General features: G+C 71.4%; 11 protein-coding genes and 2 pseudogenes. 10 read left to right on the forward strand and 3 right to left on the reverse strand.

Features of this window, described 5'->3' with window-relative positions:
- From AB0K82_RS43945 to AB0K82_RS43955, 3 genes and pseudogenes are all read left to right on the forward strand, one after another.
- A pseudogene (locus tag AB0K82_RS43945) lies at nt 1–458 on the forward strand (hypothetical protein); the annotation flags it as partial.
- Nucleotides 459–491: 33 nt separating this feature from the next.
- Nucleotides 492–950 (forward strand): DUF3291 domain-containing protein, encoded by a 459-nt coding sequence (locus AB0K82_RS43950; protein ID WP_364409548.1) that lies wholly within the window; start codon nt 492–494, stop codon nt 948–950.
- Nucleotides 951–1,125: 175 nt separating this feature from the next.
- Nucleotides 1,126–1,368 carry an aldehyde dehydrogenase family protein gene (locus tag AB0K82_RS43955; protein WP_364409551.1) on the forward strand — a complete coding sequence of 81 codons (243 nt, stop codon included), beginning with the start codon at nt 1,126–1,128 and terminating at the stop codon, nt 1,366–1,368.
- A 25-nt stretch (nt 1,369–1,393) separates the two neighbouring features.
- Here AB0K82_RS43955 and AB0K82_RS43960 read toward each other — a convergent pair whose 3' ends face one another.
- On the reverse strand, nt 1,394–1,942 hold the full coding sequence (locus AB0K82_RS43960; RefSeq protein WP_364409554.1) for a MarR family transcriptional regulator: 549 nt from the start codon (nt 1,940–1,942) through the stop codon (nt 1,394–1,396).
- Between the two features lie 698 nt (nt 1,943–2,640).
- Between AB0K82_RS43960 and AB0K82_RS43965 the strand changes: the two are divergent.
- Nucleotides 2,641–3,015 (forward strand): annotated as a pseudogene (locus AB0K82_RS43965) (MFS transporter); the annotation flags it as partial.
- A 75-nt stretch (nt 3,016–3,090) separates the two neighbouring features.
- Here the strand turns inward: AB0K82_RS43965 and AB0K82_RS43970 are convergent.
- Together AB0K82_RS43970 and AB0K82_RS43975 are read right to left on the reverse strand one after the other, a co-directional pair.
- Entirely contained in the window at nt 3,091–3,465 is a 375-nt protein-coding gene (locus tag AB0K82_RS43970; protein ID WP_364409556.1) for a hypothetical protein, read from the reverse strand.
- Nucleotides 3,466–3,648: 183 nt separating this feature from the next.
- Nucleotides 3,649–4,719: a DUF3866 family protein gene (locus AB0K82_RS43975; protein WP_364409559.1), complete on the reverse strand. Its 1,071-nt coding sequence runs from the start codon at nt 4,717–4,719 to the stop codon at nt 3,649–3,651.
- Nucleotides 4,720–4,770: 51 nt separating this feature from the next.
- Between AB0K82_RS43975 and AB0K82_RS43980 the strand changes: the two genes are divergently transcribed.
- The 6 genes from AB0K82_RS43980 (at nt 4,771) to AB0K82_RS44005 (ending at nt 11,133) form a co-directional block, all read left to right on the forward strand.
- Nucleotides 4,771–5,715 carry a WYL domain-containing protein gene (locus tag AB0K82_RS43980; RefSeq protein ID WP_364409562.1) on the forward strand — a complete coding sequence of 315 codons (945 nt, stop codon included), beginning with the start codon at nt 4,771–4,773 and terminating at the stop codon, nt 5,713–5,715.
- Nucleotides 5,712–6,653, forward strand: coding sequence for a WYL domain-containing protein (locus AB0K82_RS43985; protein ID WP_364409565.1), 942 nt, complete (start codon nt 5,712–5,714; stop codon nt 6,651–6,653). Before AB0K82_RS43980 ends, AB0K82_RS43985 begins: the two co-directional genes overlap by 4 nt.
- Before the next feature lie 108 nt (nt 6,654–6,761).
- Nucleotides 6,762–6,941, forward strand: a complete 180-nt coding sequence (locus AB0K82_RS43990) for a hypothetical protein (protein ID WP_345347426.1) — start codon at nt 6,762–6,764, stop codon at nt 6,939–6,941.
- Between the two features lie 62 nt (nt 6,942–7,003).
- Nucleotides 7,004–7,339 carry a Sec-independent protein translocase subunit TatA gene (gene tatA / locus AB0K82_RS43995; RefSeq protein WP_364409568.1) on the forward strand — a complete coding sequence of 112 codons (336 nt, stop codon included), beginning with the start codon at nt 7,004–7,006 and terminating at the stop codon, nt 7,337–7,339.
- Between the two features lie 78 nt (nt 7,340–7,417).
- Nucleotides 7,418–8,230: a twin-arginine translocase subunit TatC gene (gene tatC, locus AB0K82_RS44000; RefSeq protein WP_364409572.1), complete on the forward strand. Its 813-nt coding sequence runs from the start codon at nt 7,418–7,420 to the stop codon at nt 8,228–8,230.
- 179 nt (nt 8,231–8,409) lie between these two features.
- Nucleotides 8,410–11,133: a DEAD/DEAH box helicase gene (locus AB0K82_RS44005; protein WP_364409574.1), complete on the forward strand. Its 2,724-nt coding sequence runs from the start codon at nt 8,410–8,412 to the stop codon at nt 11,131–11,133.
- Nucleotides 11,134–11,271: the final 138 nt, after the last annotated feature.

An 11,271-nucleotide genomic window follows, 5' to 3' on the forward strand; every position in this document is an offset into this window, starting at 1 on the left:
CGGAGATCGCCAAGTCCGATCCGGCCCGCGCCGCGTACCTCAAGTCGATCTCCTCGGAGAACTGCGTCGACGGGTACGTCTTCCGCGCCGGTGACCCGTCCGAGGGCGTGGCCACGGGGCCGCCGGCGGACGCCGCCGTACATCCTTCCGAGGGCGTGGAGCCGCCGGCGGGCGCTGCCGTAGGCCCGCCCGAGGACGACGCCGCGGCGGGTGAGCGGGTCGCGGCCGCGTTGCGGACCAGGGGGTATGAGCCGTACCGGGAGGGTGCCGAGGTGCGGCTGCGCAACTGCCCGTTCCACGCGTTGGCGGTGGAGTTCCCTCCACTGGTCTGCGGGATGAATCTGGCGCTGCTGGAGGGGTTGCTCGAGGGTCTGGAACCGACCGGGATGGTCGCGCGCATGGATCCGCGGCCGGGGGAGTGCTGCGTCATGTTCGCTTCTAAAAACAATAATGATTGACATAGAGCGCCGGGTGATGATCTGCTGGCCGCCATGACGGATCATCACCTCGCGCAGTTCAACGTCGGCCGCCTCCGCGAACCCCTCGACGCGCCGTCCATGGCCGAGTTCCTCGCCCTGTTCGAACCCGTCAACGCCCTGGCCGACTCCGCGCCGGGCTTCGTGTGGCGGCTGACGGACGGAGAGGACGACGACGCGTCCACCATCCGTCCCTACGGCGACGACGTGATCATCAATTTCTCGGTCTGGGAGTCGCGCGCGGCGCTGTGGGACTTCGTCTACCGGTCGGCGCACCTCGACGTGCTGCGCCGGCGCCGCGAATGGTTCCTGCGCATGGCCGAGCCGTACGTCGTGATGTGGTGGGTGCCGGCCGGGTGGATCCCGTCGGTGGAGGAGGCGCGGGAGCGCCTGGACCGGGTGCGCCGGCAGGGGCCGGGGCCCGAGGCGTTCACGTTCCGGGAGTCGTACGACCCGACCGGTGTCGCGGTGTAAAAACTTAGCGCTAAGGTTTATCCGCCTTGTCGCCGAGTGGTGGGAGCGGATCCGGTGTACGACGTCGCAGATGAGATCCTGGTCCGAAGGGCGGCGGCGAGGTGATGACGCACGCTCACCGCGACAAGGTCGCGGCGATGGTCGATCGCGCCCGGCGGGAGGGGGCCCGGGTTCGGTGCGGCGGCCGCGCGCCGGACGGGCCGGAGTTCGACCGCGGGGCCTACTGGCCCGGCGGATCGAGGCCGGCGCGGTCTGGATCAACACCTACAAGCAGTTCGGCATCTCCACGCCGTTCAGCGGGATGAAGGCCAGCGGCATCGGGACGGAGAAGGGCCGGGACGGCATCCGTTCCTACACGCGTCAGAAGGGCCTCTACTGGGGGCTGACCGCCGAACCGCTGCCCTGGGCGGGCGTCTGAGGCGGGGCCCCGGAAACGCCCTGGGTCACGTCTGGTCGGGGCCGGTCTCGGGCGGTGTCCGCTCGGCCAGTTCCAGGGAGCGCTCCAGCTTCCGGAGGAGCCGGCCGAGCTGGCGCTGTTCGGCGTCGGTGAGCCCGGCCAGCATCCGCTTCTCGTTGGCGAAGTGGGCGGCTGCCACCGTGTTGATCGCTTCGAGTCCCTTGTCCGTCATCCGGGCATAGACCACTCGCCGGTCGTCCGGGTCGCGCTCCCGGATGACCAGGCCGGCCTTCTCGAGCCGGTCGAGCCGCAGGGTGATGCCGCCGGTGGTGACCAGCGCGATCTCGGCGAGCTCACCGGCCGTCTTGCGGTACGGCGCGCCGGAGCGGCGCAGGGCCGCGAGCACGTCGAAGGCCGCCATGTTCAGGCCGTAGCGGTCGAACAGGTCGCCGAGCAGGCCCTGGTAGCGGATGAAGCTGCGGTGTAGGCGCCCGAGGACCTCCATGGGGGTGGCGTCGATGGAGGGCAGCTCGCGCTCCCACTGCTCCAAGATCAGGTCGACCGCGTCCGGCCGTCCTGATGATCTGCTCGTCATACGTCGGTCGGGGAGAGGGGCGCGGGCCCTCCTCTCCCTCCTCCTTCCGGTGGGTCCTCTGAGGGGTGTGAAAGTCAGTGCCGAACGTACCGGGAGGCGGAGCGGGAGTAGTGCGGAACCTTGTGCGGGACTCGCCGCGACGCTAAAAACCTTAGCGATAGTTTGCTTAGCGCTGAAGATGTTCGGGCTGCGTGCGACCGGCTCGACACGGGTGCCCGGATGAACGGTCAGGAGGCGAAGGGATGCGCGTGCTCCCCGCCGGGCTCGTGGCGCCCACACAGCGCACGATCCCGGATTTTCGACTGCATCGGCCGCGCACGATCGCCGAGGCGGTCCTGGCCGCTCCGCCGATGGCGCCGTCTACGCCCAGGGCTGCACCGACCTGTTCGCCCGGTTCCGCGAGGGGCTGGACTGCTCCTCCCTCGTCTGGCTGGCGGACCTGGAGGAGCTCACCCGCCCGTACGCCGTCGAGGCGCCGGTCGGCACCGCGCCGGCCGACATCGCCGCGCTGCTGCCGGAGGAGATCGGCGACGCGGCCGGAAGCGCGCGGTACCGACGGCACGCGGCCGGCGTCCTGCTCGGCCGGCTGCTGGCGCGGTTCACCGCCGGAGAGGAGCACGTCGGATGAGCGAGCCGATCACCATCGAGTTCGACCTGGACGGGGAGCAGCGGTGTGAGCGGATACCGGCCAGGCGACGTTCGCCGTCACCAGCGGCTCGGTCGGGATGCTCGCCGGCGCCCTCGCGGCGGGCTGGCTCGGCGACCGGATCGGTCGGGTGCGGACCGTCTCCCTCGGTGTCGCCGTCACCGCGCTGGCCAGCCTGGCGCTGGTGTTCTCGCCCGGCTTCGCGTACTTCGCCGCGCTGCGGTTCGTCCAGGGCCTCGGGATCGGCGGCGTGGCCCACCGGCTGGGCGTCATCGTCGGCCCGATCGTCGTCGGAGCGCTCATCAACGAGAGCGAGGGCATCACCTCGATGTTCGCCGTGCTCGGAGCGGCGTCGCTGGTGGGCGCCCTGGTCGCCGTCGCGGCCGTGGAGACGAAGGGCCGCACACTGGAGCAGCTCAACTCCTGACCGCCGAGGGACCGCACCGATCACAGTGAGACGCCGGAGCCCGTGCTCCGGCGTCTTCGCGTACCAGGTCTCGAATCAGTGCACGATGATGTTCACATTCCGGTTGAAGTTCCCTCCATAACCGCCATAGGGATAGAAGTGTCCATAGCGCGAGTAGCCGTAGCGTGGATAGCCGAAGTGCCGGTATCCGAAGTGCCGGTAGCCGAAACGGCCGCGGTAGAAACGGTGATGCCAGTAGCCGTGGTGCCGGAAGTGGCGGAAGTGGCGGAAGTGGCGGTGGTGGCGCCACCAGCCGTCGCCGAGTGGTGCGCTCGCGCTCGCCCGGGCCACGACCGCGCTGACGTGCGCCGCCGGGATGCTCTGGGCGGATGCGGGCGGGGTGGTGAAGAGCGCGCCGGCCGTGGCGGCGATCGCGACGAGGCCGGCGGAGGCGCTTTTCCTGCTGAGCACGATGATCACCTCGTTGCCGGAAGGCGGGAAGGGTGTCAATGGCCCTTCCTGCGATGATCTGTCATCGCCTTCCGCTTCCAGGATCCTCGCCGGAACTCCCGGTAAAACAATCGAACGGTAACGAGAAGGGTATTTCTCGGCGGCTTGGCAGGTTCTCGACTATCGATCTATGTCATAAAGGCGTCAGCTTAGAAGATTCGCGACATGGCGTCCGGCCGCGGCGACCGCCAGGAAGCCCGCGAGGTCCTGGTCCAGCCCCCGGCCCATCGTCGAGACCCGCACGGGAGAGTCGCGGACGGCCTCCTCCAGGCCGTCGACGGAGACGGTGACGAGTTCGTGTCGCTCACCGAGAGGCTCGGCCTCGGCCCGTACCCGGTCGCCGAACGCGCCCGGCAGGTCCGGCACCACCACCTGGGCCCGTGCCAGGGCGACGCGACCGTAGGCGGTCAGGCTGTGGTGGGAGATCCCGCGGTGACGCTCCCGCGCGTCGGCCTCGCTGACCCGCAGGGACGCCACGGGACGGCCCTCCAGGACCGCCGCCGCGTTCACCGCCTCGCCCGCCGACACGCCGGAGAACCCCCAGCGGGTGCCCGTGCCGAGGTTCCCCGGGCCCTGCGCGACGACGGCGACCTCGGCGTCGAGGACCAGGCGCGCCGCCAGCAGGCCGGTGTGCAGCGTCACCGCCTCCAGATCGCCGCCGAACGCCTGGCCGACCGTCACGGTCGCGGCCAGCGCGCCCGCCTCCCGCAGCGCCGCGACGGTCCTGGAGAACCAGGCGGGCAGCGCGCCGCCGTCCGGCATGACGTAGACGACACGGGTGCCGGGGCGGTCCAGGTGCAGCCCGGCGATGATCGCCGGCAGCGCCGAGTGCAGGTCGGCGACGACCACCGGCATCCCGTCGATCGACTCGGCGTCGCGCAGGACCTCGTGATGGGCGGAGTCCTGCTCGTCCGTGCCGAGCACCGTCGCCTGCAGGGGCGTGTAGCGTGCCTTGACCAGATGGCCGGGGCCGGACGGATCCTGCGGGAAACGGTCCGGAACCGCGACCACCATGGCGTACCCTCCGGTGCCGAGACCCATCGCGAGCGCCGTCGTGTTGAGCAGCACGGCGTCGCCCGGCCGGGGCCGGCCGACCAGGGCCGGATAGGCCAGGGCGCGGGCTTCGCCCTCGTCGTCGATCGTGACGTCGAGTTCGACCGCTCCGGGCCATTCGCGGCGTATCTTGACAACCGTGCCTTTGCGCCATCGGATCACTCGCCAACGGTAGCGTCGGAGGACACGCGGACGGGCCAGAAGGAGTGGACGATGTCGCGCCGCAAGACCGAGCGGCTGCTCAATCTCGTGGTGTGCCTGCTGGCCACCCGGCGGTACCTCACCGCTGAGCAGATCCGGCAGGCCGTGCCGGGGTACCCCGAGGGGGACGAGGCGTTCAAGCGGATGTTCGAGCGCGACAAGGAGGAACTGCGCGAGCTCGGCATCCCCATCGAGATGGGCAGCGACGGCGACGAGGAGCCCGGCTACCGCATCCAGCGCCAGGCGTACGAACTGCCGGAGATCCAGGTGGCCCGCGACGAGGCCGCCGTCCTCGGGCTGGCCGCGCGGGTGTGGCAGCGGGCCAGCCTGGCCGAGGCGGCCTCCGGGGCGCTGTTGAAGCTGCGCGCCGCCGGCGTGGACACCGACGAGGTGGCCTCCCTCGGCATCGAGCCCAGGGTCGGCACCGACGACCCCGCCTTCCCCGCCCTGTGGCGCGCGGTCCGGGACCGCCGGCCGGTCGCCTTCGAGTACCAGGGCGTCGGCCGCAGCGCGCCGCAGCGCCGCCACCTGGAGCCGTGGGGAGTGGTCAACAGGCACGGCCGCTGGTACGTCGCCGGCCACGACCGCGACCGCGGGGAGGCGCGGGTCTTCCGCCTCAGCCGGATCAGGGGCGACGTCACCGCCGACGGGCCGGCCGGTACGGTGACCGTTCCGGAGGGCGTGGACGTCCGGGAGGTCGTCACCTCGATGGGCGGGACCGCCCCCGGGCGGCGTACCGCCACCGTGCGCCTGCGGCACGGCGCGGCCGACGGCATCCGGCGCTGGGCGGCGAACATCCGCCGGGACGACGACGCGTGGGATCTGGCGGAGCTGACGTTCGCCGAGGTCGACCAGTTCGCCGACTACCTCGCCGGGTTCGCCGACGACGTGGTCGTGATCGAGCCGCCGGACGTGCGCGACGCGATGATCCAGCATCTGAAGGCGGTGTGCCAGTGAGCTCCTCGGAACGGCTGCGGCGGCTGCTCGCGCTCGTCCCGTACGTCATCAACCGCAGCTCGGTCAGCGTCGAAGAGGCCGCGGCGGCGTTCGGCGTGACCGAAAAGCAGATCATCGACGACCTGAACCTCCTGTGGTGCGTCGAGCTGCGCGCGCCCGACCCGTACTGCCCGATCGACCTGTCCTACGAGGGCGGCGAGATCGTGGTCTGCGAGGCGGAGTCGATCAGCCGGCCGCTGCGGCTCGACGTCGACGAGGCCGCCGCGCTCCTCGTGGCGCTGCGCACGATCGCCGAGCTCCCCGAGCACGGTGACGCCGTGAGCCGGGTGATCGCCAAGCTGGAGGACGCGGCGGGCACCGCCGCCCGGCCGAGCAGCCAGGTCGCCGTCGAGGTCGACGTCCGCCCGGACGTCCTGGTCCAGGTGCGCTCGGGGCTCGACCAGGGCCGCCGCCTGCGGATGACCTACTACGTGCCGGGCCGGGACGAGAACACCGTGCGCGACGTCGACCCGATGCGGCTGCTCCTCGTCGACGGCTGGTCCTACCTGGAGGGCTGGTGCCGCCGCGCGGAGGCCGTCCGGCTCTTCCGCCTGGACCGCATCGTGGACCTGCGGGTCCTCGACGTCGTCGCCAGCATCCCGGACGAGGCCGAGCCGCTCGACCTGGACGCCGGGCTGTTCCGTCCCTCGCCGGAGGACGTACGGGTGACGTTGGAGCTGTCCCCGGCCGGGCGCTGGGTCGCCGACCACTACCCCTGCGAGAGCGTCTCCGAGCTGGGGGAGGGGCGCGTCCGCATCGTGCTGCGCACCCGCGACGTGCGCTGGGTGCGCCGGCTGGCGCTGCGGCTGGCCGGCAGTGGCCGCATCGTCGAGCCCGCCGAACTGGCCGCCCAGGTACGCGAGGACGCCGCCCGCGCCCTGAAACTCTACGAAGGCTGATCCCGGCCCGGCCGGGGTAACGCCGAGGTGAGCGGCGCGTCGGGCGCCGCGAACCGCGCTCGCGGAGCGAGCGCCGGCAAACCTCGCTATGGTCGGCGTGTGCCGTGGATGATGCTGTTCGTCGGGCTGGCCTTCGCCGGGCTGGTCGTGCTGAGCGTTTGCGCGGTCAAGGTGGGCCTGGCGGTCCGTGGCCTGGGCCGTGAACTGCAGCGGACGAGAGCGCGTCTGGAGCCGAAACAGGAGGCTCTCGCCGGTGAGTTGCAGCGTTTGGAGCGATCAGGGGAGTGAGACATTCGGCCCGACGGCGTACGATCGGACTGAGTATCAGCCACTGCTGAATGAGGACGGACATGCCTGACCTTGGTACGGGGGAAATTCTGATCATCGCGGTGGTCATCCTGATCCTGTTCGGATCGGCGAAGCTGCCGCAGGCCGCTCGTTCGCTCGGCCGGTCGATGCGCATCTTCAAGTCCGAGACCAAGGGCTTGATCACCGACGAGGACGACCAGCCCAAGGCCCGCGCCGAGGCGGAGGACGCCCGCGCCCAGGCCGCCCGTCTGCGGGAGCAGGCGGCCCTCCTCGAGCGCCAGGCCGCGGGTCAGCAGCAGCTGGCCGGTCCGGTGGACGACGGCACGACCGTCAGCGGCGTACCGCTGTCCCAGGCGGAGCACGGCAAGAAGTCCTGACGAAACCGGAACTCCAACGACATGTCGGCGATGAAGCTGCCCCTGCGGCGCGGGGCCTCGCGGAGCGATGACGGGCGCATGCCGCTCATGGAGCACATTCGTGAGTTGCGCATCCGGATCATCAAGGCCGCCCTTGGGCTGATCGCAGGGGCGATCGTCGGCTGGATCTTCTTCAACCCCGTCTGGGACGTGCTGAAGAAGCCCTATGAACGCCTGCCACCACAACACTGCCTCGGCGGCAAGTGCACGCTCGTCGTCCACGGGATCTTCGACGGTTTCTTCATCCACCTGAAGGTGGCGCTGATCGTCGGAGCGGTGCTGTCGTCCCCGATCTGGCTGTACCAGATCTGGGCCTTCGTCGCGCCGGGCCTGTACGCCCGGGAGCGCCGCTGGACCTACATCTTCCTCGGCGCGGCGGCCCCGCTGTTCGCCGTGGGCGCGTGGCTGGCCTACGTCACGCTCGACCGCGGGCTGCGCATCTTCATCGGCCTGGCCCCGGGCAACACGACGGTGCTGGTCGGGATCACCGACTATCTCGGCTACGCCACCGCGATGCTGCTGATCTTCGGGCTCACGTTCGAGTTGCCGCTGTTCGTCGTGATCCTGAACGTCGCCGGGGTGCTGACACACGCCCGGATCAAGAAGTCGCGGCGGCTGCTGGTGTTCGGCATCTTCGTGTTCGCCGCGGTCGCGACGCCGAGCCAGGACCCGTTCACCATGCTGGCGCTGGCGCTGCCCACCGTGGTGCTCTTCGAGATCGCCGAGCTCATCGCCTACGTCCACGACCGGCGTAAGGCCGCCCGGCCCGACCCGTACGCGGGCATCTCGGACGACGAGGCGTCCCCGCTGGACCTGCCCGAGGACGAGCCGGCGGACGGCGAGCGCGTGTAGGTCTCGGCCGCGCGGACGCCCCGTGGCGGCCACCTCCGCCGTGCCCGGCGAGTGCGGGTGAATCCCGGCCGCCCGGACGCCCTGTGGCGGCCGTCCCGCCATTGTGATCATGGCCGCTCGGGGCCGGCAATCCGCGGCGCACCGCCGTTTCGGTCGGCCGCGGTCCGTAGGCTTGAGCCATGACCACCCCCGCGGAGCGCTACGCGGCGCACCGTCAGCGCATGGCGCTCTTCACGCCCGCGTTGACCGAGTTCCAAAGCCTGTACGACTTCGACCTGGACTTCTTCCAGGTCGACGCCTGCCGTGCGCTGGAGGAGGGCCACGGCGTGCTCGTCGCCGCGCCCACCGGGTCGGGCAAGACCGTCGTCGGCGAGTTCGCCGTGCACCTGGCGCTCGCGGGCGGCCGGAAATGCTTCTACACGACGCCGATCAAGGCACTGTCCAACCAGAAGTACGCCGACCTCGTGCGCCGTTACGGGGCTGGCAAGGTCGGCCTGCTGACCGGCGACAACACCATCAACGGCGAGGCGCCGATCGTCGTCATGACGACCGAGGTGCTGCGCAACATGCTGTACGCCGGGTCCCCGACGCTGACCGGCCTGGCGTACGTCGTGATGGACGAGGTGCACTACCTCGCCGACCGGTTCCGGGGCGCGGTCTGGGAAGAGGTGATCATCCATCTTCCCGAGTCGGTGCGGCTGGTGGCGCTGTCGGCGACGGTCAGCAACGCCGAGGAGTTCGGCGAGTGGCTGCAGGAGGTCCGCGGCGAGACCACGGTCATCGTCGACGAGGAGCGGCCGGTGCCGCTGTGGCAGCACATGCTCGCCGGCAACCGGCTGTACGACCTGTTCGTCGACGACGATCACACGAAGGTCAACCCGGAGCTGCGCCGGTTCGCCCTTGACGACCTGCGGCGCACGAGGATCAACCAGAGCCGCCGCTCCGGGCGGCGGCGTGAACGCCGCCCCGAGCGCTACCGGCCGCCGTCGCGCGCCGACGTGATCGACCGGCTGGACCGGGCCGGGCTGCTGCCCGCCATCACCTTCATCTTCAGCCGGGCCGGCTGCGACGCCGCGGTCGAGCAGTGCATGTACTCCGGGCTGCGGCTGACCTCGAAGGAGGAGACCGAGGAGATCCGCGCGCACGTCGAGGCACGCACCGCCGACATCCCGCGGGCCGATCTCGACGTCCTCGGGTACGGCACGTGGCTGGCCGGGCTGGAACGCGGCCTGGCCGCGCACCACGCGGGCATGCTCCCCACCTTCAAGGAGGTCGTCGAGGAGCTGTTCACCGAGGGGCTGATCAAGGCCGTCTTCGCCACCGAGACGCTCGCGCTGGGCATCAACATGCCCGCCCGCACCGTGGTGATCGAGCGTCTCGTGAAGTGGAACGGCGAGATGCACGTCGACCTGACCCCCGGCGAGTACACCCAGCTCACCGGGCGGGCGGGGCGGCGCGGCATCGACGTGGAGGGCCACGCCGTCGTCCTGTGGGCGCCCGGCGTCGACCCGGCGGGGGTGGCCGGGCTGGCGGGCACCCGCACCTACCCGCTCAACTCCAGCTTCCGCCCGTCGTACAACATGGCCGTCAACCTCGTCGGCCAGGTCGGCCGCGAACGCGCCCGTACGCTCCTGGAGGAGTCCTTCGCGCAGTTCCAGGCGGACCGCGCGGTCGTCGGACTCGCCAAGCAACTGCGCCGCAACGAGGAGGCACTGGAGGGCTACCTGGAGGCCGCCACCTGCGACCAGGGCGACTTCATGGACTACGCCCGCCTGCGGCAGCGCCTCACCGAACGCGAGCGGGAGTTGGCCCGGGAGCGGTCCGGCGCACGGCGCGCCGAGGCGGCGCGGTCGCTGGAGCGGCTGCGGTTCGGCGACGTCATCATGGTCCCGCACGGCCGCTTCGCCGGGGCGGCGGTGGTCCTGGAGCCGGGTAGCGCGAAGCGCTCCGACGATCCGTCCCCGCTGGTCCTCACCATCAACCGGCAGGTCAAGCAGCTGGCCCTGGCGGACTTCCGCGGTCCCGTCGAGCCGGTCGAGCGCATCAAGATCCCGCAGTGGTTCAACCGCAGGTCGGCGCAGCACCGCCGTGACCTCGCCTCCACGCTGCGCAACAAGACCGCGGACCTGGACAAGCCCCGTCCGCAGAAGCGCCCGGACCCCACGCGCGAGGACCCGCAGATCGCCGACCTGCGGCGGCGCCTGCGCGAGCACCCGTGCCACGGCTGCGCCGACCGGGAGGACCACGCGCGCTGGGCGGAGCGGTACTTCCGGCTGGAGAAGGAGACGACGGCGCTCCGCCGCCGCGTGGAGGGCCGCTCCCAGGTGATCTCCCGGACGTTCGACCGGGTCTGCGCGGTCCTCGACCAGCTCGGCTACCTCGACGGCGAGCGGGTCACCGACGAAGGGCGCCGGCTCGGGCGGATCTACACCGAGCTGGACCTGCTCGCCGCCGAGGGCCTGCGCGGCGGGATCTTCGAGGACCTGGGGCCCGCGGAGCTCGCCGCGACCGTGTCCGCGCTGGTGTACGAGTCGCGGGCGCCGGAGGACGGACGGGCGCCCCGGGTGCCGGCCGGGCCGGTGCGCGAGGCGCTCACCGAGATGATCCGGCTGTGGGGCGACCTGCAGGAGGTCGAGAAGGACCATCGGGTGGCGTTCCTGCGCGAGCCGGATCTGGGGTTCGTCTGGGCGGCGTACCGCTGGGCGAGCGGCACCCAGCTCGACGCGGTGCTGGTCGACACCGACCTGACCGCCGGTGACTTCGTGCGCTGGATGAAGCAACTGCTCGACATGCTCGGGCAGATCGCGGACGCCGCCCCGCCGGGCGGCGGCGTGCGGGCCGTCGCAGGCCGGGCGATGGACGCGATCCGGCGTGGGGTGGTGGCCTACTCCTCCGTCAACTGATCGGACACCCGCCAGGGCGGAGACTCGCGGGACGGCGCCGGTGCCGCCGGCGCGCTCACCTGGCGGTTCCTGCGGGCGCAGGGCGGCTCGGGCGTGCTCGGGGACCTCGGCTCCCACGGCGTCGACCTCATGCGGTTC

The organism is Actinoallomurus sp. NPDC052274 (assembly GCF_040679475.1).
GTDB classification, from domain to species: domain Bacteria; phylum Actinomycetota; class Actinomycetes; order Streptosporangiales; family Streptosporangiaceae; genus Actinoallomurus; species Actinoallomurus liliacearum.